Annotated in this window: 22 protein-coding genes and 1 riboswitch; of the genes, 11 read left to right on the top strand and 11 right to left on the bottom strand. The window is 66.5% G+C overall.

Going from position 1 to position 26465, the window contains the following annotated elements:
• Window positions 1-168: 168 nt before the first annotated feature.
• The 7 genes from metE to MJO58_RS21270 all read right to left on the bottom strand — a co-directional run bounded on the left by metE (window position 169) and on the right by MJO58_RS21270 (window position 9065).
• Window positions 169-2439, bottom strand: a complete 2271-nt coding sequence (gene metE / locus MJO58_RS21300; RefSeq protein WP_239720869.1) for a 5-methyltetrahydropteroyltriglutamate--homocysteine S-methyltransferase — start codon at window positions 2437-2439, stop codon at window positions 169-171.
• Window positions 2440-2587: 148 nt separating this feature from the next.
• Window positions 2588-2829: riboswitch (cobalamin riboswitch) on the bottom strand.
• A 2-nt stretch (window positions 2830-2831) separates the two neighbouring features.
• Window positions 2832-3470 (bottom strand): SDR family oxidoreductase, encoded by a 639-nt coding sequence (locus tag MJO58_RS21295; RefSeq protein WP_239720868.1) that lies wholly within the window; start codon window positions 3468-3470, stop codon window positions 2832-2834.
• Between the two features lie 298 nt (window positions 3471-3768).
• Entirely contained in the window at window positions 3769-4611 is an 843-nt protein-coding gene (locus MJO58_RS21290; RefSeq protein ID WP_090605631.1) for an SDR family oxidoreductase, read from the bottom strand.
• A gap of 106 nt (window positions 4612-4717) precedes the next feature.
• Complete coding sequence (locus MJO58_RS21285) at window positions 4718-6019, bottom strand: TetR/AcrR family transcriptional regulator (RefSeq protein WP_239720867.1); 1302 nt, start codon at window positions 6017-6019, stop codon at window positions 4718-4720.
• Window positions 6020-6172: 153 nt separating this feature from the next.
• Entirely contained in the window at window positions 6173-6820 is a 648-nt protein-coding gene (locus MJO58_RS21280; RefSeq protein ID WP_239720866.1) for a nitroreductase family protein, read from the bottom strand.
• Entirely contained in the window at window positions 6820-7914 is a 1095-nt protein-coding gene (locus tag MJO58_RS21275; protein ID WP_239720865.1) for an acyl-CoA dehydrogenase family protein, read from the bottom strand. Before MJO58_RS21275 ends, MJO58_RS21280 begins: the two co-directional genes overlap by 1 nt.
• Complete coding sequence (locus tag MJO58_RS21270) at window positions 7911-9065, bottom strand: acyl-CoA dehydrogenase family protein (RefSeq protein WP_239720864.1); 1155 nt, start codon at window positions 9063-9065, stop codon at window positions 7911-7913. Before MJO58_RS21270 ends, MJO58_RS21275 begins: the two co-directional genes overlap by 4 nt.
• A gap of 231 nt (window positions 9066-9296) precedes the next feature.
• On the opposite strand from MJO58_RS21270, the gene MJO58_RS21265 reads away from it, so the two are divergent.
• From MJO58_RS21265 to MJO58_RS21225, 9 genes are all read left to right on the top strand, one after another.
• A complete protein-coding gene (locus MJO58_RS21265; RefSeq protein WP_434086387.1) occupies window positions 9297-10961 on the top strand; it encodes a nitric oxide reductase activation protein NorD in 1665 nt (554 codons plus the stop codon).
• 135 nt (window positions 10962-11096) lie between these two features.
• Window positions 11097-11948, top strand: a complete 852-nt coding sequence (locus MJO58_RS21260) for a CbbQ/NirQ/NorQ/GpvN family protein (protein WP_090605613.1) — start codon at window positions 11097-11099, stop codon at window positions 11946-11948.
• A 94-nt stretch (window positions 11949-12042) separates the two neighbouring features.
• Entirely contained in the window at window positions 12043-13161 is a 1119-nt protein-coding gene (locus MJO58_RS21255) for an ABC transporter substrate-binding protein (RefSeq protein WP_239720862.1), read from the top strand.
• The gene (locus MJO58_RS21250) at window positions 13161-14300 is read left to right on the top strand and encodes a spirocyclase AveC family protein (RefSeq protein ID WP_239720861.1); all 1140 of its coding nucleotides are present in this window, start codon (window positions 13161-13163) and stop codon (window positions 14298-14300) included. The genes MJO58_RS21255 and MJO58_RS21250 overlap by 1 nt, the downstream gene beginning before the upstream one ends.
• A complete protein-coding gene (locus MJO58_RS21245) occupies window positions 14293-15291 on the top strand; it encodes an SDR family oxidoreductase (protein WP_239720860.1) in 999 nt (332 codons plus the stop codon). The genes MJO58_RS21250 and MJO58_RS21245 overlap by 8 nt, the downstream gene beginning before the upstream one ends.
• Window positions 15292-15293: 2 nt before the next feature.
• Window positions 15294-16514 (top strand): cytochrome P450, encoded by a 1221-nt coding sequence (locus MJO58_RS21240; protein ID WP_090605603.1) that lies wholly within the window; start codon window positions 15294-15296, stop codon window positions 16512-16514.
• 145 nt (window positions 16515-16659) lie between these two features.
• Window positions 16660-18144 carry an aldehyde dehydrogenase family protein gene (locus tag MJO58_RS21235; protein ID WP_090605600.1) on the top strand — a complete coding sequence of 495 codons (1485 nt, stop codon included), beginning with the start codon at window positions 16660-16662 and terminating at the stop codon, window positions 18142-18144.
• Between the two features lie 279 nt (window positions 18145-18423).
• Entirely contained in the window at window positions 18424-19572 is a 1149-nt protein-coding gene (locus tag MJO58_RS21230; RefSeq protein ID WP_096289731.1) for a thiolase family protein, read from the top strand.
• Entirely contained in the window at window positions 19569-20372 is an 804-nt protein-coding gene (locus MJO58_RS21225; protein ID WP_090605595.1) for a crotonase/enoyl-CoA hydratase family protein, read from the top strand. Before MJO58_RS21230 ends, MJO58_RS21225 begins: the two co-directional genes overlap by 4 nt.
• On the opposite strand, the gene MJO58_RS21220 is transcribed toward MJO58_RS21225, so the two are convergent.
• From MJO58_RS21220 to MJO58_RS21210, 3 genes are all read right to left on the bottom strand, one after another.
• Window positions 20369-21385: an NAD(P)/FAD-dependent oxidoreductase gene (locus MJO58_RS21220; protein ID WP_239723378.1), complete on the bottom strand. Its 1017-nt coding sequence runs from the start codon at window positions 21383-21385 to the stop codon at window positions 20369-20371. The genes MJO58_RS21225 and MJO58_RS21220 overlap by 4 nt on opposite strands.
• Window positions 21386-21458: 73 nt before the next feature.
• On the bottom strand, window positions 21459-21959 hold the full coding sequence (locus MJO58_RS21215) for an isoprenylcysteine carboxyl methyltransferase family protein (protein ID WP_090605591.1): 501 nt from the start codon (window positions 21957-21959) through the stop codon (window positions 21459-21461).
• Window positions 21960-21983: 24 nt separating this feature from the next.
• Window positions 21984-23120, bottom strand: a complete 1137-nt coding sequence (locus MJO58_RS21210) for a type III polyketide synthase (RefSeq protein ID WP_434086386.1) — start codon at window positions 23118-23120, stop codon at window positions 21984-21986.
• Window positions 23121-23243: 123 nt separating this feature from the next.
• On the opposite strand from MJO58_RS21210, the gene MJO58_RS21205 reads away from it, so the two are divergent.
• Complete coding sequence (locus MJO58_RS21205) at window positions 23244-24386, top strand: NAD(P)H-binding protein (protein WP_239720857.1); 1143 nt, start codon at window positions 23244-23246, stop codon at window positions 24384-24386.
• Window positions 24383-25105 (top strand): CPBP family intramembrane glutamic endopeptidase, encoded by a 723-nt coding sequence (locus MJO58_RS21200; RefSeq protein WP_090605585.1) that lies wholly within the window; start codon window positions 24383-24385, stop codon window positions 25103-25105. The genes MJO58_RS21205 and MJO58_RS21200 overlap by 4 nt, the downstream gene beginning before the upstream one ends.
• On the opposite strand, the gene MJO58_RS21195 is transcribed toward MJO58_RS21200, so the two are convergent.
• On the bottom strand, window positions 25102-26421 hold the full coding sequence (locus tag MJO58_RS21195; RefSeq protein ID WP_239720856.1) for a DUF2867 domain-containing protein: 1320 nt from the start codon (window positions 26419-26421) through the stop codon (window positions 25102-25104). The genes MJO58_RS21200 and MJO58_RS21195 overlap by 4 nt on opposite strands.
• Window positions 26422-26465: the final 44 nt, after the last annotated feature.

The raw sequence follows: 26465 nt of genomic DNA, 5'->3' as shown, positions 1-26465 counted from the left end.
AGAAGGCCGAAGAGAAGGCCCAGGAGAAGGCCGAGGAGAAGGCCGACGTGCAGGCCGAGGAGAAGGAGAAGGCCCAGGACAAGGCCCAGGACAACTCGCCGAGTGTCACGCCAGAGTGACGCCGAAGCCCGAGCGCCACGCTGGCGTGACGCTCGGCGCTATCGACCGTCAAACCCCCGCGCGCACCTCCTGCGCGGCAGCAACCATGTTCTGCAGCGACGCGGTCACCTCGTCGGTGTTGCGCGTCTTGAGCCCGCAGTCGGGGTTGACCCACAGCCGCTCCGCAGGCAGAGCCTGCAGCGCGGCCCGCAGCGACTCGGCCATCTCGCCGGAGCTTGGCACCCGCGGTGAGTGGATGTCGTAGACGCCCGGGCCCACGCTGTTCGCGAAGCCGACCGCGTTCAGGTCGTCCAGCACCTCCATGTGTGAGCGCGCCGCCTCGATGGACGTGACGTCGGCGTCCAGGTCGGCGATCGCGCCGATCACCTCGCCGAACTCCGAGTAGCACAGGTGCGTGTGGATCTGAGTCGAGTCGGCGACACCGGAGGTGGCCAACCGGAAAGATCCGACGGCCCAACGCAAGTAGTCCTCCTGATCGGCCCGACGCAGCGGCAGCAGCTCGCGCAGCGCGGGCTCGTCGACCTGGATGACCGCGATGCCGACGGACTCCAGATCCACCGTCTCGTCGCGGATCGCGAGTGCCACCTGGTTGGCGGTGTCGGCCAGCGGCTGGTCGTCGCGGACGAACGACCACGCCAGGATCGTCACCGGGCCGGTCAGCATGCCCTTGACCGGTTTGTCGGTTAGGGACTGCGCATATTTGGCCCATTCCACCGTCATCGGCTGTCGGCGGATGACGTCGCCGTAGAGCACCGGCGGCCGCACGCAGCGGCTGCCGTAGGACTGCACCCAACCGTTCTTGGTGGCGAAGAAGCCGTCCAGCTGCTCGGCGAAGTACTGCACCATGTCGTTGCGCTCGGGCTCACCGTGCACCAGCACGTCGAGGCCAAGCTGCTCCTGCAGCTTGATGACGTCGGAGATCTCCTGCTTCATCCGCTTGTCGTACTCGGCCTCGTCGATCTCGCCGGCGACCAGCGCGGCGCGGGCCTTGCGAATCTCGACGGTCTGCGGAAACGACCCGATCGTGGTGGTCGGCAGCGGCGGCAGGTGCAGCCGCTCGTCCTGGCTGGTCCGCCGTTGCGCCGCGTCACCGCGGTGCGTACCGGTGGCGACGATCTCGTTGATCCGGGATCGGAGCTGATCGTTGTGCAGCCGCGGATCCTTTCTGCGGGAGGCGACGGCGGCACTGGAGGCCGCGATCTCTTTGGCGACCGCGTCGCGGCCCTCGTGCAGCGCTCGGGACAGCGTCACCACCTCGGCCACTTTCTCCTGGCCGAATGCCAGCCAACTGCGCAGCGCGTCGTCGAGGCCGGTCTCCGGTTCCAGTGAATACGGCACGTGCAGCGTGGAGCACGACGTCGACACCGCGATGTTGGCGGCCGAACCCAGCAGCGTGGCCAGCTTGCTCAGCGCCGCCTGCAAGTCGGTGCGCCAGATGTTGCGTCCGTCGACGATGCCGGCCACTAGGGTCTTGTCGGCCAGCTCCGGCACCGCGGCGATCGCGGTGTCGGCGCCGTACACCAGGTCGAGACCGATCGCCTCGACGGGCGTGCGGGCCAGCGCCCCTAGCGAGTCGCCGGGGTCACCGAAGTAGGTAGCGACGTAGATCGCGGGCCGGTTGCTCACCTTGCCCAGCTCGTTGTAGACAGCTTCGGCCAGCGCGGGGGCGTCGGGGGAGATGTCGGTGACCAGCGCCGGCTCGTCGATCTGTACCCACTGCGCGCCGTTCTCGGCGAGCAGGCTCAGCAGTTCGGTATAGATTCCCACCAGCTCCTGCAGCCGCTCGATCGGCGCGCCACCACCGTTGACGCCCTTGCTCAACAACAGAAACGTGATCGGACCGATGACGACCGGGCGCGCCGGAATGCCTTGCTCGAGAGCCTCTTTCAGCTCGGAGAGCACCTTGTCGGGGTTCAGCGTGAACTTCGTCGCCGGCTCGATCTCGGGAACGATGTAGTGGTAGTTGGTGTCGAACCACTTGGTCATCTCCAGCGGCGCGACGTCGGCGGTGCCGCGCGCGGCGGCGAAGTAGCGGTCCAGGTCGTCGGGAACCTGTGCGGCCCGGGCCGGCAACGCGTCCAGCATGACCGCGGTGTCCAGCATTTGGTCGTAGTACGAGAACGTGTTCACCGGCACCGAGTCCAACCCGGCGTCGGCCAAGCCCTTCCAGGTGTCGCGGCGCAGGGTGGCGGCGACCTTTTCCAGTTCCGTTCGGCTGGTTCGGCCTTTCCAATAACCCTCGGTCGCGCGCTTGAGTTCGCGTTTCGGGCCGATGCGGGCAGAGCCGACGACAGTTGCGGTGAATGGTTGGGGAGTCACGATATTCGTCCTTCAATCGGCATGGTGGTCACCGCCGGCGGACGTACAGCCGATCCTGCCGCGGTGAGCACCCTTTTTCTTGCAGGTACTTACCGCCAACGGCTGCAGCCAAACGCCCATTCCACGAGGCGATGAGCCGCCGGGCGCGGCGCGCCCGGCACAGCTGGCAGGTCTCCGGACTCGCAGGCGCGCACCTGGTGGTGCTCCTAGTGGCCGTCGCTTCCCAGTCTTGCGACCAGTGCCTATTGACGGCGTTCGTTCCTGCATACCGTTGCGGGACAGTCCCGGATTCTCACCGGGTTCCCTCTCACGAAGCGTGATCAATGCTTGCTTCGCTCGATGCTTGCGCCGCGGGTGCGGCGCACGCAAACCAGTTGCGAGAAGAAGTTTAGTCAGCCCGCCAATGCCTCGGCGATCGGGACGTCTCCATTGTTGAATCCGATGGTCCGCCGGATCGTCGAATCATCGGACAGGGCGGCGGCCACGACGAGCGCGACATCGGCCCGCGAAACCTCCTGGCCCGCGCCGACGACGATCTTGCCGGTCGCCGGTTCCAGCGTGAGCCGGCCGGGACCCAGCACCGTCCAGTCCAGCGCGCTCGCTCGCAGATGGGCGTCCGCGGCGGCCTTGGCCTCCGCGTAGGCGAAGAATGGATCATCTTGCGGCACACCGTGATCCGGACCGGCACCGAAATAGGACACCATCACGAACCGCTTGACGCCGGCCTGGGCGGCGGCATCGATCACCCGGATCGCGGCGTCACGGTCGACGGCATAGGTGCGCGCCGGATTGCCGCCGCCAGCACCGGCCGAGAAGACGATCGCGTCGTGTCCGGGCAGCAGCTCGGCCAGCGCGTTGGTGTCCAGCTGCTCGATGTCGGCAACCACCGGTTCAGCGCCGGCGGCGGCGACATCGTCGCGGTGATCGGGATTGCGGAAGACGGACGTCACCTGATTGCCTCGCTCGCTCAGGATGCGAGCCAGCTGCAGTGCGACCTTGCCGTGTCCGCCGAAGACGATGACGCGTGCCATGCCTCCGACGGTAGCGCGGCCGGGTCCGATGGTGGCGACCCGCTTCGCCCGGCTACGCCGCGCTCGCGATCGCCACTAGGTCCGATGGTGGCGACCCGACTTCGCCCGGCTACGCCGCGCTCGCGATCGCCACTAGGTCCGATGGTGGCGACCCGACTTCGCCCGGCTACGCCGCGCTCGCGATCGCCACTAGGTCCGATGGTGGCGACCCGACTTCGCCCGGCTACGCCGCGCTCGCGATCGCCACTAGGTCCGATGGTGGCGACCCGACTTCGCCCGGCTACGCCGCGCTCGCTATCTAGAGCTTGATCTTGCCCATGATGATGTCGATGATCGGCTTGCCCGGCGCATAGGCACCTGTCATAGAGGCCATCGTGTGACCGGAGTCAACCAGCAGGGTGATACCGCTGACGCCGCAGGCGGCCTCGCTGTTGAGGAACGCCATCACGTCGCCCATTTGCTCCGGGGTGTGCACCTTGGAGCCGGTCTCATCGCGGTAGTCCTGGGCGAACGACAGCCACAGGTCCGCGTTGGCCTGGGCCAGCGGGGTGTCGGTCGGCCCGGGGCAGATCGCGTTGATGCGAATGCCCTTCTTCGCCAGCGGGTAGCCCTGGGTGGCCACGTAGGTGTTGATCACCTTCTTGCTGGTCCCGTAGTGGTTGATCCCTTCGGCCTCGTGTGCCTGGCACCACTCCACGGCCGCCGCGAAGTCCGGCGTCTCCAGGAACTCCAGCATCAGGTCCAGGTCGTTCTCCCAGCCCATGCCGGCGACCGACGAGATGAAGCAGATGGCCGAGCCGTTGGGAAGCTGGTTGCGCTCCAGCAGGCGGTCGATCAGATGGCGGTGGCCGATGAAGTTGATCTTCATCAAGTCGATCGTGCCGTCGGCGACGCCGGCCGCGGAGAACACCGCGTGGATGGGACCCGTGATCTGGTCGAGAGCGGAGTCAATCGAGGCGGGATCACGCAGGTCGACCTGGACGGATTGGGCGACTTTATAGTCCACCGGTGCGTAGTCCAGCACGATGACTTCGGCACCAAGCTCGGCTGCTGACTTAGCCGCCGCGGCGCCCATGCCAGTCGCGCCACCGACAACGAGAGCGCGCTTGCCGTCGTAGCGCAACCGATCGACAATGGTCATGGAAATCCCCTTCTCGGATAAAGCCAACGAGGTTCTAACTGCTCAACTGTATGGGTAACAGTTATTTGGCTCAATAGCGGGTCCGGATTGAATTAGGCGGTCTTGCTTACTTGCCGCGCACGGCGGCACCGCGCAAAACGGTGTCGCGGGTGTGCACCAGCGCCGGCCGCTTGCCGACATCGCGCAGGATGTTCTCCGGTATCCACTGCAGGCTGATGACGCAGCGCGCCAGCATCGCGGTGGAGGGAGCGTCGATACGGATCTCGCCGGAGCGGATCCCTTCGGAGAGCAATGATTTCATCTGCCGTAGCCGGGTGGGATAGGACCAGCCCGGATTCGCCGTCGGCGGCGATAGCCGCATCCAGGCCAGCTGAATACGGAATTCGTCGGAGAATCGGTCCAGCGCATTGACGTTGATCCAGCTCAGCGCGTCCAGCTTCTCGATCGGCGTGGCATCCGAGCGCAGCACGCTGACCCAGCCCGCCTCGACCTTCTGCCCGAACGATTCCATGATCGAGTCGAGAAGTTCGTCCTTGGAACCGATCACCCGGTACACGGTGCCGGTACCAAGGCCCGCTGCCGACGCGATGTCGCGGATGGTGGTGGCTTCATAACCCTTGCGGCCGAATTCGGTTCGTGCGACGGCGCGGACATGGGCGGCCTTGTCGCTGGGATCGGCCTCGCTGTCATCGGCCCACGATTCGATGACGGCGCTGGCGGCCGCGAAGGCGGCTGACCGATCCAATGCCGCATCGGTGGGTGGCCGGGCGGCCAAGCCCTGCAAGATGATTCGGCACAGGAGTTCCGCCACCTGGTCGGGCGGAGAGTTGTGCCGCATGACGTCGAGCCCGACCTGCAGCATGGTCTGGCAGATGCGGTCGGCCAGCGTGGGCAGATCGATGTCCGGCTTGATGTAGCCACTCCACCGGCCGGCGCGCAGCGTTTGCACCATTGCCGCTTGCACCGCGACGGACTGATTCCGGGTCAGGTTCATCAATTCGGGGTCCGCGCTCGGTCCCTCGTAGAACGACATCTGCAGGGCGGCGCGATGGTGCACGGCGCAGTTGGCGACCGCCGATCCCAGCTCGATGATTTGCTCGGCGGGCGGTCGCGAATCGGCGTCGTCCAGTCTCGCCTGGGCCTTTTCCCCGATGTGGTGCAGGTCGTCCTGATAGCGGCGGATCAGCTCGATGAGGATCGCTTCTTTGGATTCGAAATGGTGATAGAGGCTTCCGGGCAGAATCCCTGCCGCGTCGGCGATCTCCTGCAACGAGGTTCGCAATCCCGAGGATGCGATCAAAGATGCGGCGGTTTGCAGGATCTCGGTGCGCCGTGTCCCGGAATTGTCGGCCGGACCAAGGCGATCGGTGGCCCGCTTTCCCTTGGCCAAGGTTTCGGCTTTGGGCATGGCTAACGGGTCACAAGTCGAGAGGACTGCGACGGTGCCAACCTGCGCATTCGTCCTCCTGCCGAACCAAATCTTTGTTAAAGGCTATCAGATTGCCCGTCCGGAAAGCGGCTCAAATGCGCTGTTAACAGCGGTGACAGCCATTCTAAGGCCCTAGAGCCCGGGACCGTCCCAACTGTCCACCGCGACCACTTCGTCGAGAGGCCGTCGCGGAGCGGGGGAGAAGGTATGTCCCGCTCGCAGCCGGCCCACTGGCAGCAGCGCGCCCTGGACGAAGGTCGGCGGAATCCCGAGCAGTTCGGCCACCTCCTGCTCGTGGTGCAGGTGCAGGGTCGTGACGCAGGTGCCGTAGCCGCGAGTGTGCAGGGCCAGCTGAAAATTCCACACCGCGGGGAAGATCGACCCGTACAACGTGGCCAGGTGAAACGATTCGTCGCCGTCGACACGCGGCAAGTAGGGCTGATAGCTTGGGATTACCAACAGCGGAACCTTCGCCATGTTCTCGACCAGCCACTCCGTTGACGACATCAGCCGGCTCTCCGGCGTGCCACCCGGCAGCAGGTCGGCGAGCAGCTGACCGCCGACCCGCTTGAGGTACGCGTCGCGGTACAGCTCCGCGATCTTTTCGCGCTTCTTCGGATCGGCGACCACCAGCCAGCGCCAGGCCTGCGAGTTCGAGCCGTTGGCCGCCTGCAGGCCGATGCGCAGGCACTCGCGAATGTCCTCGAGATCCACCGTCGCGTCGAGGTCAAGGGTCTTGCGCGCGGAGCGGGTGGCGGTCAGCAGGTATTCGATGTCCATCAGTGACTCCTGTTGGCAAGGCGCGCACCGAGTTCAGTGAGATACCGGTCCGGTCTGCCGAGAAGTGCGCTCCAGCTCAGCAGGCGTTTGAGATAGAGATGCGCGTCGTGCTCCCAGGTGTAGCCGATCCCGCCGAACACCTGGATCGCGGTGTCGCCCACGGTCGCCAGTCGCCCGGCGAACGCCTTGGCCCGAAGGGCGGCGAGATGGCGTTCGTCGGATCCGAGGGCGTCGGCGGCCCACAGCGCGTGGACCACCCCGCTGCGGGCCAGTTCGACCGTCTCGTACATGTCGACGCACAAGTGCTGGACCGCCTGAAACGACCCGATGACCTGACCGAATTGCTTTCTGACTTTTGCGTATTCGACGGCGAGATCCATCACCGCGCGGGCGGCGCCGAGCGCGTCGGCGGCGGTGGCGATCAGCAGGTCGTCGATCACCGCGGCGACATCGGTCGGTGCAGCCGTGGCCAGTCGTTGCGCGGGCGCGCCGTCGAGCTGGACGCGAAACTGCTTGCGGGTCTGATCGATACCGCGCTCGGGCGCTGCGGAAACCGCCGAAGAGTCGGTGTTCACCGCGAAAAGCGCGGTGCCGTTTGCATCCTCGGCCAGCACCAGCAGCACGTCGGCCGCCGCGGCATTGGGTACGTCGCCAAGCTCGCCTCGCAGGACCACGTCGTTACCGCATGCGTCGACCGCGACGTTCCCGAAGTCCAGGAAGCTGACGGTGGCAATGGTCGTCCCGTCGGCGATTCCAGCCAGAAGCGTTGCGGCACTGGCACTGTCGCAGAGCCGGGTCAACGTGCGCGGTGCAGCCACCGCGGTGGACAGCCACGGTCCCGGGTGCAGGGCAGCGCCGAGCTCTTCGGCCACGACGCCGGCCTCGACCATCGTCATCCCGGCACCGCCGTATTCCTCGGGCACCAACAGCCCGGTGGTGCCAAGGTCGGCCAGGCCACGCCAGACCGCGTCGTCGACACCGGCCGGATCGTCGAGCAGCCCGCGTACGTGGCCCGAAATCGGTGCCTTGTCCGCAAGAAAGCGCCGGGTGGTGTCGCGCAGCGCGAGCTGCTCGTCGGTGAGTTCGAGGTTCATTTGCGTGGCAATCCGAGTACGCGTTGCGCGGTGATGTTCTTGTTGATCTGTGTGGTGCCGCCGGCGATGGTCAGCGAGCGTGAGGTGAGGCGATAGTTCGCCCACGCGGCGTCGTCGCCGCGGGTACCAAGCACGTCGAAGGCCAGCGCCGCCATGTCCTGTCCGATCTCACCCCACACGGTCTTGGCGAGGCTGGCCGATCCGAACGCCGTCAATTCCGACCCGCCGTACAGCGTCGCCGAGATCGACCGCTGGCAGAGCACCTCGAGATACTTGATGCGGACCGCGATTTCGCCGAGGCGACGCAGTGTCACCGGGTCGTCGAGCGCGTCGGTCTCCGCGGCGATGTCGTCGACCAATTCTTCCAACCGCACCTGCATTTCGGCGTACAGCCGTGCCGCCCCGGCCCGCTCGTGGCTGAGCGTGGTGGTGGCCACCTGCCAGCCGCCGTTGAGCGGTCCGAGTAACGCGTCGGCCGGTACTCGTACGTCATGGAAGAACACCTCGGCGAAATCGGTGTCGCCGTTGAGCGTGACGAGCGGGCGAACCTCGATGCCGGGCAGCTTCATGTCGACGATCAGGCAGGAGATTCCCTTGTGCTTCGGGGCGTCGGGATCGGTGCGCACATACAGCTGGCACCAGTGCGCCCGATGACCGAGCGAGGTCCAGATCTTCTGGCCGTTGACGACGAAGTCGTTGCCGTCCCGGACCGCGCGGGTGCGCAGCGAGGCGAGATCGGACCCGGATTCGGGCTCCGACATGCCCTGGCACCAGATGTCGTCGGCGCGCATCATCCGGGGAAGCAGCGTCTTCTTCTGGTCTTCAGTGCCGTACTGCATGATGGCGGGGGCGATGTTGTTCATCCCAATGACGTTGAGCGGCATCGGAGCCCGCGCGCGAGTGGTCTCCTCGGTGTAGATCAGCTGCTCGAGAACCGTCGCTCCGCGACCGCCGTATTCGCGGGGCCAGGAGACGGCGGCCCAGCCCGCGTCGGACATCGTGCGGCTCCATCCGCGCAGCATCTCGAATGAAGCGTCGTCGCGACCCGAGGGCCGGCGGGCGGCGATCAGCTCATCGGTCAGGTTCGCGGACAGCCAGTCGCGCAACTCGAAGCGGAACTGTTCCAATTCCGCCGGATAGGAGAAGTCCACTGTTCCTTGACTCTGGTCGTGGCTAACTGCGACTTAGCCGGACTTTACGGTGGAGCATTTCTTTGGTCAACAACATCTATCGCGACCGGGGCGCTGGGAATGCGGCTGATATCTCTCCAACCCATCCATTGACTGCCGTGACGCCGGACTTTACGGTGGAACAGATATTTGGTCAACAAGGCGGACTGTGTGAGAGACGACGGTGGTGCCGGGCGGTTGCAGGCCCTGGGCATGCTCGCCTCCGCATTGGCGGGCCGGGCCGTTACGGTCGCCGGGCTGTCACCCGGCGAACCAACATGGACGGACGGTCAGACGATTCACGTCGATGCGGCCGCACCTGCCCGCGTGCAGCTCGAGGCCATTGCCGTGCAGGCTTCGATGATCGCGGCCGGTAGCCTGGTGCCCGACGTGGTGGGGTCGTTGATTCGTCATCCCCGGTTGGCCAAGCGCTACCTGGCGGTCGAAGGCCACCGCGCACTGGTCGCCAATGCGCATTTGCTACCAACGGTTTTGGCGTCGTTGAGCAACCGCGACATCGCGAGTCGCAGTGACTCGCCCGCCGCGTCGCTGGACCTGGCCGCCGGACGAGCGTCCTTGGACGACCCGGCATCGGAGTTCGGCGTGATCCGTGCGGCCAAGGTGATGGCCGCGTGCGCCCGCGTCACCAAACAAGACGAGCGGGCAGCCCCCGGGCATGTTCCGCGCAGCGACGGATTGCGGGAGCTGGAGGAGCTCGATGACGGCGAGGTCGACGACTCCGACGACGCCGACCTGTTCACCAGCCCGGTTGGTGGGGGCGGCTTCATCGGTAAGTGGCTGAAGAAGATGCTGTCGTCCACGCGTAAGGCCGGCAGCAGCAACGGCGGGCCGCCCGGCGCGGACGCCCCGACGCATCGCACGAACTCCGGGAAACGCGGTGCGCACGCCGTGTCGTCGCTGGCCTCGACCGCGAGCGAGGACGTCGACGACGCCGCAGCCGAGGCGGATGGCGTCCGGTATCCGGAATGGGACGTCGTCCGCAAGCGGTACCGGCCCGACTGGTGCACCGTGCGGGAGGTCGCGCCGCAGATCAAAGCCGTCTCTTTTGGGGCGACCGGGCCACTCGACGGCGCCCTCGGGGTGCGTCGGCCGCTATCGCGACTCGGCATGGGTCTGCATCGTCGGCACCGCCAGTCGCAGGGGGACGACATCGACATCGACGCCGCCGTCGAGGCTCGCGTCGAGGTGCGGGCCGGATCGGTGCCCGACGAGTCGGTATATCTGGACAGCCTGCGGCGCCGGCGTGATCTGTCGGTGTTGTTGCTTCTCGACGTATCGGGGTCGTCGGCCGAGCCCGGAACGGTCGGGCGCACGGTGCACGAACAACAGCGTGCGGCGATTGCCAACCTGACCGTCGCGCTGCATGACCTCGGTGACCGGGTCTCGCTCTACGCCTATTACTCGCAGGGGCGCAAGGCGGTAACCATGGTGCCCGTCAAGCGATTCGACGAGCATCTGGACGCCCGCATCATCAGGCGGCTGAACAGCCTGGAACCCGGCGCTTACTCGCGCCTCGGCGCGGCCATCCGGCACGGCTCGTCGGTGCTGGAGGCGCGCGGCGGGACGTCTCGGCGGCTGCTTGTGGTGCTGTCCGACGGCCTCGCCTACGACCACGGGTACGAGCGGGCATACGGCGCCGCGGACGCGCGCCGCGCGCTGAGCGAGGCCCGCCGGCGGGGGACCGGCTGCGTGTGCCTGACCGTCGGCGCTGGGACCGACGTGGCAGCGCTGCGCCGGGTGTTCGGCAGCACCGCACATGCCACGATCGGCCGCCCGGATCAGCTCGCCCGGGTGATCGGACCGCTGTTCCGGTCGGCGCTGCGCTCGGCAGAGGTTCGCCGGCGGGTGAGCTCCTGAACATCCGAATCCACGCTGATGCCATGTCCCCGAATACAGTTCGCGCACGCACCCTGAAGCCAAAGCCGCTCATCGACGCACTTGAAACAAACATCTGTTCCGGATAGGCTCCATTCAATCGGCAGAAGGGACGTCATGACCGACGAGTCCGGGATCGCTTGTCGCAACGGTGCGGATCCCGACCCGGAAGCCGGTGCTGCTCGGGTGCGGCCCTATTACCAGGCGGTCGGCGGCGAAGAGGCGATTTTCAAGGCGGCCTACCGCCAGGGTCTGGCACTCGTATTGAAGGGGCCGACGGGGTGCGGCAAGACTCGCTTCGTCGAGGCGATGGCCCACGACCTGGGCCGGCCGCTGATCACCGTGGCCTGTCACGACGACCTCACCACGGCAGACCTGGTCGGGCGCTATCTACTGCGGGGCGACGAGACGGTGTGGGTGGACGGCCCGCTGACCCGCGCGGTGCGCGAGGGCGCGATCTGCTACCTGGACGAGGTCGTGGAAGCCCGGCAGGACACCACCGTGGTGCTGCATCCGCTCGCCGACCACCGGCGGCAGCTGCCGATCGAGCGCCTCGGCATCACCCTGGACGCGGCACCCGGATTCGGCCTGGTGGTCTCCTATAACCCCGGCTATCAAAGCGTGCTCAAGGACCTCAAGGATTCGACCCGCCAGCGCATGGTTGCCATCGAATTCGGTTTTCCCGCAGCCGATGTGGAAGAGGGCATCGTCGCGCACGAAGCGGGCGTGGACGCCGCCACCGCGGCCGAACTGGTGCGTTTCGGCCAGGCCATCCGGCGCCTGGAAACCGGAGGGCTGCGCGAGGTCGCGTCGACCCGCGTCCTGATCGCGGCGGGCAGGCTCGTCGCCGAGGGTCTGACCATGGGCGAGGCGGCGCGCGCCGCGATCGCCGGGCCGCTCACCGACGACGTCGCCGTGGGTCGCGCGCTGGGCGAGATGGTCGAGGTCTACCTGGGCGGCGGCGGATAGATGATTGACGCTGCCCGCCGCCGCCGCTACCGTCTGAACAAATATTAGGTCGGCATGAAATCGTTGCGTGTGAGCAGATCGTCACGGAGGTCAGATGTCTTACGAAAGCAGCGCTGAGCCGATCAAGGTCGGCTACTTGATGGACTTCACGCTGCCGCCGGGGTTTCCCGAAGATCTGTTCGCCGCCTTCACTCGGACGTTCGACCTGATCTTCGAAGAGGCGGTCGCCCAGGGCCTGATGGACCGTCCCGTTCAGATGATCTATCGCGAGGTGGAGGGTCTGCCCAAGGGTTCGGTCAAGGCGGTGATCGATGCGTATGGCGAACTGGTCGACGAAGGCTGCTTGGTGGTCTTCGGTCCGAACATCACCGACAACTGCGTGCCGTTGCGGGAAGCGATCGAGGACCGGTTCAAGGTGCCCGCGATTAGCGTGACCGGCACCGACGACTGGTTGGGCGAGTGGACCTTCGCCTTCCCTCAGGGGTCCATGACCGATGAGCCGATCTTCCTTGCCGACCTCATCGCCAAACGAGGACTCGCCGAGATCGGTGTCCTGGTCGAGCAGAGCCTGATCGGTGAGAGCTACCTGAAGAACCTGCGAACTGCCTGTCGGCGCAAGGGGATTCGCATCGTGGCGGAAGCTGCCATCGCCCAGACGGCTCAGGACATCAACGCCGCGGTGCAGACGCTGCACGAGGCGAAGGCCGAGGCGATCGTGCACCTCGGGTTTGGATTCGGCATCGTCTTCATCAACCCGGCGCTCGAAGCGCTCGGTTGGAACCCACCTCGCTTCACCACCACCGCGTGGCAGAACGCATGGGTCAACCCGATCATGTGGAACGCATTCATGGGCTGGACCGGCGTCGACCAGTACGACGAGGCGAACCGGATCGGCCAGGAATTCCTCGACACCTACGCGAAGAAGTACGACGGCAGTCGCCCCGAGTTCTGCGTGACCGTGGTGAACCGTGACGTTGCCGCGACACTTGTGCGTGCGTTTACCGACGCTCATCCGCTCAGCCCCCGTGGCGTCAAGGAGGCCCTCGAGCGGGTCAAGATGATGCCCGCCGCATCGGGTGCACCCGGGACTCGAGTGTCGTTCGGCAAATGGACCCGCCGCGCCTGGATGGGCGCCGGCTACCTGGTGGCTCGGACCCTCGACGCCGACGGCATCAACTCGCATCTGGTGGATCGCTTCGGGGAGGAAGACTGATGTCCACGGAACAATCAGCACCGTTGCAGGCAGCCGACAAGCCCGCCGCGCCGGGCGTCAAAAAGCGCGGCTGGGGCGGGTGGATCGCCGGTGCCGCGCTGGCGGCCTTTGCGCTCTTCTTCGTCGCGAACTGCCGTGTGGCTCTTGACCCGCGGGTTGCCAACCCAAACGTGCAGGGCCGGCCGCGGCCGGTGAAGTTCCTCTTCGGTTTGGACTACATCACCTTCTTGCACATCTCGACGATCATCATGCTGCTGGTGCTGCTGGTGGTGTTCATCCGGGGCTGGCGCCGCAATCCGGGCAGTCCGGTCATGCTGATGTTCCTGTGCACCACGCTGATTGTGTGGCAGGACCCGATCATGAACTGGTCGCCGTTCGCGGTCTACAACCCCGACCTCATCCACTGGCCGGAGTCCTGGCCGCTGGTGTCGCTGTCGCCGACGGTCGAGCCGTTCGTCGTATTCGGCTATGTCACTTTCTATTTCGGGCCGTACTTTCCGGCGATCTGGATCCTGCGCAAGCTGCAGGCCAAGTACGGGCCGACGGCATTCGTCTCGCGTCACCCGTTGTGGAGCTTAGGCCTGCTGACGTGCGTGATCGGTTTCCTCTTCGACGCGTGGCTGGAAATTCAGCTCGTGCACGCCGGCATGTACATCTACTCCCAGGTGATTCCGTGGGGATCGGTGTTCACCGGCACCACCTTCCAATTCCCGCTGATCTGGGAGTCGTTCTCGGTGACCTTCGTGATGGTGCCCGCGGCGATCCTCTGCTACCGCGATGACACCGGTAAGTCGGTCGCCGAGAAGCTGGCCGCCAAGGCGAAGATCTTCCCGAGCCGCCCGGTGCTGGGGACCTTCCTGGTGATGTTCGCCATCATCAACGTCTCCTACTTCGCCTACGGCGCCTGGTTCTGGGCCATCAAGGTCAGCCACGCGGCGACCTCGGTCGCCTGCCCATGGCCGTATCCGGAGGCGAAAGTGTATGACCCGCAGGGCTATTACGAGAAGGCCGGGGCGCAGGGCCCCTATTCGGTCGGCATCTGGTCGACCTGGGCGAGCGGCGAGCCGAATGGCCGGCCGCACGTCGAAGCGCCGCCGCCGGGCCAGGGCCCCTGCGCGACCGTGAGGAAGAATGGCTGAGCCACGCTCGGTCGTCATCACCGGCGCATCCCGCGGACTCGGATTCGCCTCAGCCGTGCGCCTGTATCGCGAGGGGTGGCGCGTTGTCGCGGCGATGCGCACACCCGAGAAGGGGATGCCACTGCTGCGCGCCGCGACCGGCGCCGCTGATGACGACGACCGGTTGATCGGGGTGCAGCTCGACCTCACCGACTTCGCGTCGATTCCCGTGGCCGCCAAGGTAATCGAAGAGGCAGTCGGCACCCCCTATGCGCTGGTACACAACGCCGGTATCTCCGCTGCCGGAATGGTGGAGGAGACCGATATGGCGCTGTGGCAGCGGATGTTCGCCACCAGCGTGCTGGGACCGGTCGAACTCACCAAGGCCTTGTTGCCGGCCATGCGCGCGGCGGGCGAGGGTCGCATCGTGCTGGTAGCCAGCACGGCCGGGGTACGGGGTCAGCCCGCCACCGCACCGTACTCGGCGGCCAAGGGCGCGCTGGAGCGGTGGGGGGAATCCATGGCGTGCGAGATCGCGCCCTTCGGTCTGGGTGTCACCACGCTGGTGTCCGGCACCTACGACACCGAAATCATCACGGACGCAGGCACTACCGACGACCGCAATTTCGAGGGGCCCTATGCCCGGTTGCACCATAGGATGAACAGCCGCGGGCGCTTTGCGATGAAGATGGCCCGGCCGCCGGAGCGGTTCGCCGACGGCCTGGTGAAGGCGCTGGCTGACGAGGCGCCGTTCCGCCGTCGCGCTGTCGGGCCGGATGCGTCCATGCTGCTGGCCTGCAATCGAATTCTCCCGGCCTCGGGCATGCACCACCTGTCGCGGACTGTGTTGGGCATTCCCAAACAGGGGTCGATGCGCGGCGGGGCATGGCCGTTGACGACCGGCCAAAAGGCAATGGTGTTTGCCGCACGCGTGCTTCCACAGCCGGTGCTGCAGCGCTTGGCTTCACTAGCGGCGAAGCGCCGCAAGGGAAATGAGCGGACTGAGGGGTAACCATGGAACAGCTATTCGACGACTTGGAGGACTTCGGCGCCTTCGACGACGCAATCTCCGGTGACGTGCGCGACCCGTACACCGAGCTCGCGCGGCTGCGCCGCGAGGAGCCCGTGCAGCGACTCGAGACTTCGGGAGCGCTGCCGCACGAGGAGTCGCTGCCGATGTTCATCGTGTACCGGCACGAGGACATCCAGCAGATGTTGCGCGACAACGAGACGTTTTCCTCGTCGGCGGTGATCGCCGCGTTCGGACCCGTGCTCGGCGCGGGCGTGATGCTCGGCATGGACGAGCCGATCCACGGACGACTGCGCTCGCTAGTGTCAAAAGCATTCTCGCAGAAGTCATTAGCGCGCTGGCAGGACGAGTTAGTCGGCCGGGTGGCGAACAGCCTGATCGACAAGTTCGCCCCCAACGGCAAAGCGGATCTGGTCAAGGAGTTCACCTTCGACTATCCGAGCCAGATCATCGCGGGCCTGTTGGGTCTGCCGGAAAAGGACTACCCGCAGTTCCAGCGGTGGTCGATTTCGCTGCTGAGTTGGCTGATGAACCCCGAACGTGGGCTGGCGGCGTCGGCCGCACTGTGCGAGTACTTCGCCCCGATACTCGAGGCGCGCCGGGCCGAGCCGAAGGACGACTTGATCAGCGCGCTCGCCGCCGCCGAGATCGACGGGGAAAAACTCGCGGACGAAGAGATCTTCTCCTTCCTGCGTTTGCTGCTGCCCGCCGGCGTCGAGACGACCTACCGGTCGTTGGGCAGCCTGCTGTTGGCGCTGCTATCGAATCCCGCGCAGTTGGCCGCGATCCGCACCGACCGCTCGCTGCTGCCGCAGGCCATCGAGGAGGGTGTGCGCTGGGAATCGCCCCTGCTGACCATCACCCGGGTCGCAACGTGCGATACCGAACTCGGCGGCGTGGCGATCCCGGCCGGGGCAACCGTGATGCCGATGCTCGGTTCGGCGAACCGGCAGGAGGATCGCTACGACGACCCGAACACGTTCAACATCCACCGGCAGGCCAAGGCGAATCTGGGCTGGGGGCACGGCGTACACGTCTGCCTCGGCATGCACCTGGCGCGCCTGGAGATGCGGACCGCGATCAACCTTTTGTTGGACCGGCTGCCGAATCTGCGGCTGGACCCAGACGGGGACGACCCACACATCCGTGGGCAGGTGTTCCGGTCGCCGACCTCGGTACCGGTGCTGTTCGACGCCCAGAAATAGCGCGGTCATCACGTCGTGCGAGTGTGCGGTAATGGCACGTCAGGGGACTGCCCGCAGGCAGCATGTTGCCAATCGGCTAGTTTCCAGTAAGGCTCTCCGCAGGGACGAGTCACAAGATCACGAGTCTGAAGAGAGCTGAACAAAAATGGCTGACACTGTAAAGGTCCGGTTCGAGCCGAAGATGATGATCGACGGCAAGCTCGTCGACGGCCAGGCCGGCACCTTCCCCAACATCAACCCCGCGACCGAGGAATCGCTCGGCGAGGTGTCCGACGCGTCGAAGGAGGACATGCACCGGGCCATCGACGCGGCGCGGCGCGCCTTCGACGAGACCGACTGGTCGACCAACAAGGAGCTGCGCAAGCGCTGCCTGCTGCAGCTGCACGAGGCGATCGAGTCCGAGATCGACGAGCTGCGCGAGGAGCTGATCCTCGAGGTCGGCGCGCCCCGCGCCATCACTTTCGGGCCCCAGCTGGATGCCCCGCTGGCAGACGGACTGAAATATCCCGCCCGCCTGATCGACTCGTACGCTTGGGAGACCGACCTCGGGGACCGCGTGATCAGCCTCACCGGCGCGAACACCACCATCAAGGTGTGGCGCGAGCCGGTCGGCGTGGTCGGCGCGATCGTGCCGTGGAACTTCCCGTTCGAGGTCACCCTCAACAAGCTCGGCCAGGCGCTGGGCAGCGGCAACACGGTGGTGCTCAAGCCGGCACCTAACACCCCGTTCAACGCGAACCGGCTCGGTCGGCTGATCGCCGAGAAGACCGACATCCCAGCCGGTGTCGTCAACGTGGTCACCGCGTCGGATCACTTCGTGGGTGAGGAACTGACGCTGTCGCCCAAGGTCGACCTGATTTCGTTCACCGGCTCGACGGTGGTCGGCAAGCGGATCATGGAGAAGGGCGCCGCCACCATGAAGCGGCTGTTCCTGGAGCTCGGCGGCAAGTCGGCCACCATCGTGCTGGAGGACGCCGACTTCGCGACGGCATGCATGGTCGGCATCGCACCGTGCATGCACGCCGGGCAGGGTTGCGCCAACCCGACCCGGATGCTGTTGCCGCGGTCCCGCTATGACGAAGGCGTCGAGATCCTCAAGAACATCTACGAGAACGTCACGTGCGGCGACCCACAGGACCCCGCCACCTTGTGCGGGCCGGTGATCTCGCAGCGCCAGTACGAGCGGGTGAACGGCTACATCCAGAAGGGCGTCGACGAGGGTGCCACGGCGCTGGTCGGCGGCCCCGGCGCGGAGACCGGCTTTGACAAGGGATACTTCGTCCGGCCAACGCTTTTCACCAACGTCGACAACAAGATGACGATCGCACAGGAGGAGATCTTCGGTCCCGTGCTCTCGGTCATCCCGTTCGACGACGAGGAGGACGCGATCCGGATCGCCAACGACAGCGTGTATGGGTTGGCCGGCAACGTGTTCGCGGGTTCGCTCGACCGCGCGCTTGCGGTGACCCGTCGGATCAAGGCCGGCTTCATGGGCGTCAACGGCGGTGCTGGATACGCGGCCGACACGCCGTTCGGTGGCTACAAGGAGAGCGGCATCGGCCGCCAGAACGGCGTTGCCGGCTTCGACCAGTACACCGAGATCAAGTCAGTGGCGTACCCGGCCGGCTGATGCGCCTGCGGTCGCACGCGCCTAGCTGATGGCCGCCACGGTTGAGCTGACCTAACATTTGTTCAGTTCTCACGTCGACGGCCAGCCGGGTCGGGCGCGTGCGCGGAGGGATCCGCTGCTGCGCTCATGGCGGAGCCCGTCGGCGTGTCGTCACCGCACGCGCGCACTCGTTGCCCCACCGCACCAACGAATTCGCGCGCCCAGACCACCCCCGCCCCTCGGTCGCCCAACCCCTTGGTTGACAATCGAGGCAAGACCGGAGTCAAAGGAGACCTAACCATGCCTGAAGCCGTCATCGTCGAGGCCGTGCGTTCGCCCATCGGCAAGCGCAACGGAGGACTTTCCGGGGTGCACCCCGCTGAGCTGTCCGCGCAGGTGCTCAACGGACTGGCCACCAGGGCCGGCATCGACCCTGAAATCGTCGACGACGTGATCTGGGGCTGTGTGATGCAGGCCGGCGAGCAGGCCCTCGACATCGGCCGCACCGCACTGCTGACCGCCGGGTGGCCGGAGACCGTCCCGGGCGTGACCGTCGACCGCCAGTGCGGATCGAGCCAGCAGTCCATCCACTTCGCCGCGGCCGGTGTGGTCGCCGGGCACTACGACGTCGTGGTCGCCGGCGGTGTGGAGTCAATGTCGCGCACCCCGATGGGCGCATCGCTGGCCAACGGCGGGCGGCCCTACCCGGAGAACTTCATCTCCCGCTATGACGGCCAGATCCCCAATCAGGGCCTGGGTGCCGAAATGATCGCCGAGCAGTGGGGATTCGACCGCACTGCGCTCGACCAGTTCTCCCTCGACTCGCACGAAAAGGCCGCTGCCGCACAGGATTCCGGCGCATTCGACGATCAGATCGTGGGCATCAAGGACGCCGACGGCAATGTGGTGCTCAAGGACGAGGGCATCCGGCGCGGGACGCCGATGGAGAAGATGGCGTCGCTGAAGCCGGCGTTCAAGGAGGACGGGGTGATCCACGCCGGGAACTCCTCGCAGATCTCCGACGGTGCGGCCGCGCTGTTGTTCATGTCCGCGGAGAAGGCCAAGGACCTGGGCCTAACCCCAATTGCCAAGGTGCACACCGCCACTCTGGCCGGAGCCGACCCGGTCATCATGCTGACCGCGCCGATCCCGGCCACCCAGAAGGTGCTGAAGCGGTCCGGGCTCTCGATCGACGACATCGGCGCCTACGAAGTCAACGAGGCGTTCGCACCGGTTCCGCTCGCGTGGCTCAAGGACATCGGCGCCGACGAGAAGAAGCTCAACCCGAACGGCGGCGCGATCGCGCTCGGCCACCCGCTCGGTGGCTCCGGCGCGCGGATCATGACCACGCTGCTCTACCACATGCGCGACAAGGGAATTCGCTACGGCCTGCAGACGATGTGTGAGGGTGGTGGCCAGGCCAACGCGACCATCGTGGAACTGCTGTGACGGACGCTGATGGCGCCTCGCCGGCAGTGCTGGTTGAGCGCCGCGGCACCGTGATGGTCATTACCATCAACCGGCCTGAGGCGCGCAACGCGATCAACGCCGCGGTCAGCATCGGAGTCGGGGACGCGCTGGAAGAAGCGCAACACGACGCGGGGGTGCGGGCCGTGGTGCTCACCGGTGCCGGCGACAAATCGTTCTGCGCCGGAGCAGATCTCAAGGCGATCGCGCGCCGGGAGAACCTGTATCACCCCGACCATGCCGACTGGGGCTTCGCCGGTTACGTTCAACACTTCATCGACAAACCCACGATCGCGGCGGTCAACGGCACCGCGCTTGGCGGCGGCACCGAGCTGGCGTTGGCCAGCGACCTGGTCGTCGCCCACGAACTGGCGAAATTCGGTCTGCCCGAAGTCAAACGCGGACTGATCGCCGCGGCCGGTGGTGTCTTCCGCATCGTCGATCAGCTGCCCCGCAAGGTGGCGATGGAGTTGCTGTTGACCGGTGAACCGATGACGGCGTCCGACGCCTGGGAATGGGGTCTGGTCAATCAAGTCGTCAAGGAAGGCTCGGTGCTCGATGCCGCACTTGCGATGGCGGCACGCGTCACCGTGAACGCGCCGCTGTCGGTGCAGGCCAGCAAGCGCATCGCCGTCGGGGTCGACGACGGTGTCATCACCGGCGACGAGGTGGGCTGGGAGCGCACGGTCAACGAGATGCGCACCCTGATCAGATCCGAGGATGCCAAGGAAGGCCCGTTGGCGTTCGCCGAGAAACGGGAGCCGGTCTGGAAGGCGCGTTAGCTCGCCAGAATGTTGACGCCGAACCGGAACAACCCGGGTAGGCGTTCACAGGCCGGCACGACAGCACGTCGCGTCGCGCGCGGCGTGCTGGCCAGCACCACCGCCCGGGTGAGGTAGCGATAGTTGCGGGTAACCCGGTGCCACGCCGCCTCATACGCCGCCGGCGTCTCGTTGACGATGGCGTCGACCGCGGACGCCGCCTGTTTGACGGCCAGGCTGACGCCCTCGCCGGTCAGCGCGTCCTCATAGCCGGCCGCATCGCCGACCAGCAACACCCGGCCCGCGACGCGGCGCGAGACCACCTGGCGCAACGGGCCACAGCCGCGCGCGTGGCCGCGGCTGGCTCCCTCGAGGTGTCGGGCCAGCCGCGGGAACCAGCCCAGGTCCGGCCGTCCCTGCGACAGGATTGCCACGCCGACCAGATCCGGTTCTACCGGCGTCACGTAGGCCTCACCCCATCGGGACCAATACACCTCGACGAACTCCGACCAGGCCGGCACCGCGAAATGCCAACGCACACCGTAGCGTCGTGGTCTTCCGGCCGTCGCCTTGATGCCGAGGCTGCGCCGCACCGTCGAGTGCAGGCCGTCGGCGCCGACCAAATACCTCGCCCGAACGCCGGCCGCGGTCACGCCATGCGCATCCTGCTCGACGCTCGTTACCTTCGTTCGGAACCATTCGGTGTCTTGCTCTTTGGCGCGCGCCTCGAGCGCGGCGTGCAGCGTGGTGCGCCGCACGCCGCGGCCCGGACCGGCGCGAAACAACGCCTCGGCGCGGCGCTGCTCGTCGACATAGGCGATCCCGCGAAACGGCATGCCGGCCGGATCGACCCCGAGCGACGTCAGCTCGGCGAGGCCGCCGGGCATCAGCCCCTCGCCGCACGCCTTGTCGATCGGATCCTCGCGCGGTTCGGCCACGATGACCGACAGCCCGTGCCGGCGCGCCTGCAAGGCCGTCGCGAGCCCGCCGGGCCCCCCTCCGACGATCAGCAGGTCGGCGTCATAGGTCATGATCGCCGATCCTCTCCCCCGCAAGTGGGAGGTGCCCCCACATCGCTTCGCTCTGCATCGTCGACGGCGCGTGTGCTCACGTGTAACCCAATGCGGAGTTCTCCACCCGGATACGCACACCGAGCAGAATCGCGTTGGCGACGGTGAACGTCGCCGCCGTCAGCCACGCGGTGTGCACCAGCGGCAACGCGAACCCTTCGGCCACCACTGCAACATAGTTCGGGTGGTGCAGCCACCGGTAGGGCCCCCGCCGCACCAGGGGCGCCTCCGGCAACACGATCACTCTGGTGTTCCACCGCCGGCCCAACGTGGTGATGCACCACCAGCGCAGCACCTGACTGGCCGCCGCGATGGCCAGCATCGGCCAGCCCAGCCATCCGATGAACGGCCGGTGCAGTGCCCACGGTTCGACGGCGCAACCGACCAATAGCGCGGTGTGAATGACGACCATCACGATGTAATGCGGCTTGCCAAACTCCTTGGCGCCCTGGGCAAAAGACCATTGCGCGTTCCGGTTGGACAGCACCAGCTCGACAATGCGTTCCAGCCCGACCGCGAGGATCAGCAGGTAGTACATGCCACCACTATCCCGTGTCCGCCGCTACCAGGCCAGCAGAACGAGCTCGGAGCAGAACGCCGGACCCATCGCGATCATGAGGCCAAGCGAACCGGCCGGTGGCGGATCGGCCACGTTCGCCCTGAGCACATCCAGTACCGAGACCGAAGAGAGGTTTCCATTCTCGCGCAACGAGTTTCGGGTGTGATCAAGGGCATCCCCGGGCAGGTCCAGCACTTCCTCCACAGCCTCGATCACCCGCGGGCCACCGGGGTGGCAGACCCAGCGCGACACATCCTGCGGTTTCAGCCCGTGGTCGGCGAGGAAGCCGCGGACGTCCCCGCCCAGGTATTTCTCGGTGACGTTCGCGACGTCGGCCGACAGCACGATCCGGAAGCCGTCGCTGCCGATGTTCCAGCCCATCACATCTTCGGTGTCGGGATAGAGCCGGCTTCGGGTGGCCAGCACCCGAGGGCCCCGAGGCCGGCCCGGGTAGTTGGCGCCCGTTGCGATGACGGCGCCGGCGCCGTCGCCGAACAGGCTGGTGGCGACCAGATTGGCCACGGAATGGTCTTCGCGCTGAATGGTCAGTGAGCACAGTTCGACGGCGAGCAGCGCGGCGACCTGATCGGGGAAGGCGCGCAGGTAATCGTGCATGCGGGCGGTCCCGGCCGCACCCGCCACGCAGCCCAGACCGAACAGCGGAATGCGTTTGACGTCCTGGCGCAAGCCGACTCGCGCGGCAAGTCGTGCCTCGACCGTCGGTACGGCCAGTCCGGTCACGGTGGTGGAAAAGACGACGTCCACCTCTGACGGTTCGACGCCCGCCTCGTCCAGCGCCGCGCGCAGCGCCTGCTCGGCCAGGTCGAGAGCGACTTCGAGATAGGCGGCATTGGCCTCGGTGAAACCTGTCAGCTCGCGGTATCGCGACAGCGGCAATGCGGTGTTGCGGTGCTCAACCCCGCTGCTGAGCGCGAACCGCTGAAAGTCCGGGCCGGCGAAGGCGGTCAGCGCGCCGATGGCTTCGTCCTGGGTGTACCGGTTTTCTGGGAACTTCACTGCCACTGCTGCGATTGATGGAGCTGTGTTGTTGGTCGACGCTTCCAGTCCGATGCATGTCGAACTGCCCCCCGTAATGTTGTTCATGCATGGGGCTACGGTGCCGTAGGTTGCATTGTTCAGTTTTCATAGTTGTGATGATGACCACTGGTCATTGCCGGCATCCGCTGGACGTCGGCCGGCGTGCACCTCCGCGGCTGGGTCGATTGGGTTTAGACGCGGCCCGTCCGGGATAGGGTCAGGTATATGCGGATTCTGGTCACCGGTGCCAGTGGTTATGTGGGATCACGTCTGGTCACGGCGTTGCTCGCGAACAACCACCAGGTGGTAGCCGCCACCCGAAACCCCGAGCGGCTCAAGCATTTCGGCTGGTTCGACCGCGTTGCGCCGGTCCGGCTGGATGCTTCGGATCCGGTGTCGGCGCAGGCGGCGATGGACGCCGCGGGTCCGGTTGACGTGCTCTATTACCTGGTGCACGCGATCGGTCAGCCCGACTTCCGTGACGCCGATCGGGCCGCGGCCGCCAACGTCGCGGCCGCCGCCCGCAACGCCGGGGTGCGGCGCATCGTGTACCTGGGCGGTTTCGTGCCCGCCGACGGCGAACTATCCGAACATCTGGCCAGCCGGGCCGAGGTGGCCGAGGCCTTGACGGTGCCCGACGGGCCGGAACTGGTGTGGCTGGGCGCGGCGGTGATCATCGGCGCCGGCTCGACGTCGTTCGAGATGATGCGTTATGTCGGAGATCGGTTCCCGCTGCTGCCGGTGCCGAGCTGGATGGACAATCCGATCGATCCGATCTCCATTCGCGACGTGCTGCACTATCTGATCGCCGCGGCGAACCCCGAGCGCGTGCCCGCGGGCGCCTACGACATCGCCGGACCGGACACCACGTCCTACCGGAACTTGCTGAAAACCTATGCGCGTGTCTCGGGCCGGTGGCACACCGCCCTATCGGTCGGCCGAATGAACACCGCGCTGGCGTCACTGGTCACCGGGCTGGCGCTGCCGGTTCCCCCGGGACTGGCCGGCGACCTGGTGCAATCGCTCGACCACCCGATGGTCGCCTCCGCCAGCGACCTGCGCGACCGGGTACCCGACCCGCCCGGCGGCCTGCTGAGCATCGATGACGCCATTCGTCGGGCATTGACCAGCAACGGGCGCCCCCGGCCGGTCGACGCACTGACCGATCCGCATCACCTCGCCGACACCGATCCCGGGTGGGCCGGCGGGGACGCCCTGCGCATCCGTCGCCTGGCACGGGCGATCACCCCGTCGATCGCGCGGCCCACGCTGCAGCTGATCAACCTGGTGCCCGGCCCGGTCGCCGGCGCGCTGCGCACCAGCCTCGACGTCATGCTCACTCTCACCCCGAAGGTACGTCCGGCATGAGCCAGGCCACCAGCCCGTACCACACCAGCGTGTTCTCCGAGCTGCGTCGCGCCGTCACCAATGTTGCTGTGCCACACAATGAACCGCCGTCGACGGTGCGGCGACGCCGTGTCGTCGTCACGATCACGCTCGTGGTCGGTGCTGTGGTGCTCGGTATTTCGCTGCGGCGCGCTCCGGGTGACTCGAACTTTTATTGGCTGACCCTGGTATTGGCGGCGGTGTGGATCGTCGGTGGGTTCTTGTCCAGGCCGCTGCACCTGGGCGGCATCAACTGGCGCGGGCGCAATCAGCGTCCAGTGATCAGCGGCACGGTGATCGGGCTGCTGCTCGGCGGCTTCTTCCTGGTCGGCGGATTGATCGCCCGAGAGATTCCGCCCGTCGCGGAGTTGATCGCGCGTGTGCTGCAATATGCCCACCACGGGTCGTTCTGGTTGATCGTGCTGATCACGCTGATCAACGGCGTCGCCGAGGAGGTCTTTTTCCGGGGCGCGCTGTATACGGCGCTGGGCCGGCGTGCACCCGTGGCGATTTCGACCCTGCTGTATCTCTGCGTGACCTTGGCCACCGGCAACCCGATGCTCGGCTTTGCTGCGGTCATCCTCGGCACCGTGTGCGCGCTGGAGCGACGGGCCAGCGGCGGCGTGCTCGCACCGATGCTGACCCACTTTTTCTGGGGTCTGATCATGGTGCTGGCGTTGCCGCCGATGTTCGGCGTCTAGCCGCCAATCACGTTGCGCGCCAGTGCGCGTGCTGCGGCGATGTGCAGGGGCCGCGCCACGCGCCAGTAGATCTGCCCCGGCACACCACGGGGCACGAAGGTCATCTGTTGGGAATATGCGCTCCCGCCGCCGGCTTGTGGGGCGACCGTGATAGTCATCCACGCCGATCCCGGCAAGCGCTGACGATAGCGCAGCCGCAGCATGGTTGCGGGTTGGCTCTCGGCCACGCTCCACTGGCCGGTGTTTTTCGCAGCCCGCTGCGCGTCCTCCCAAACCTGTTGTGGCGCAGCGCTTGTCGTTGCCGTCCGTACGTCGTTGTAGACGATGTCGCCCGCCCATTCCGGGTCGCTGGGCAACGGGTCGGCCGGCTTCGCGTCTGCCGACGCCCAACTCGCTTCGGGCAGGCCACACGCCGCCCGGTCCAGCGCCAACGCGACGGCGCGCCGGTAAGAGATGAGGCCATCCGGCGGTGGGTCGATGATCGTGTCGATGTCCGAATTGCGCATCACCGCATCGCATTCCAGTGATTCGATCAGCGGGCGCGCCAGGCCGGGCGGAATCGGGGTCACGGTCCCAATCCACAGGCTGGCAATCGTGGGCGTCAAGAACGGCAGCACGATCAAGTAGCGCCGGCGCAGGCCGGCGACTTCGGCGTAGACCCGCATCATGTCGCCGTACTCCAACACGTCGGGTCCGCCGATATCCCAGGTACGCGAGGACGGCACCGGTGCGGTCGCTGCCGCAACGAGGTAGTGGAGCACGTCGCGCACCGCGATGGGCTGAATTCTGTTGTGCACCCATTTCGGCGTCGTCATCACCGGCAACCGGTCGGTGAGGTGCCGGATCATTTCGAACGACGCCGAACCCGACCCGACGACGACTCCGGCCTGCAGCACCACCGTCTCAATGCCGGAGTCGATCAGGGCCTCGCCCACGGCCTTGCGCGACTCGAGATGGGGCGAGAGCTTCCGGTTTTCCGGATGCAACCCGCTCAGATACACCACCCGTCGCACCCCGGTACGTTGAGCGGCGGTCACGACGTTTCGGACGGCGCGGTTTTCCTCGGCGGTGAAATTCTTCGATGTGCCCATCGAGTGGACCAGGTAGTAGACGACGTCCATGTCCGCGAACGCCTCGATCAGCGAATCGACGTCGCCCAGGTCGCCACGGGCCACCTCGACCCGCTCTCGCCACGGCACGTCGGCCAACTTGTTTGGGTCGCGGGCCAGCGCGCGCACGCCATGGCCCTCATCGAGCAGACGCGGCACCAATCGGGCGCCGATGTAGCCGGTCGCCCCAGTCACCAGACAGCGCATTGTTCCCCTTCCCAGATGTCAGTCATTCGGAACTGACGCAAGCA

Origin of the sequence: Mycobacterium lentiflavum (assembly GCF_022374895.2) — a bacterium.
GTDB classification, from domain to species: Bacteria; Actinomycetota; Actinomycetes; order Mycobacteriales; family Mycobacteriaceae; genus Mycobacterium; species Mycobacterium lentiflavum.
This window is presented reverse-complemented; position numbering and strand designations above follow the sequence as displayed.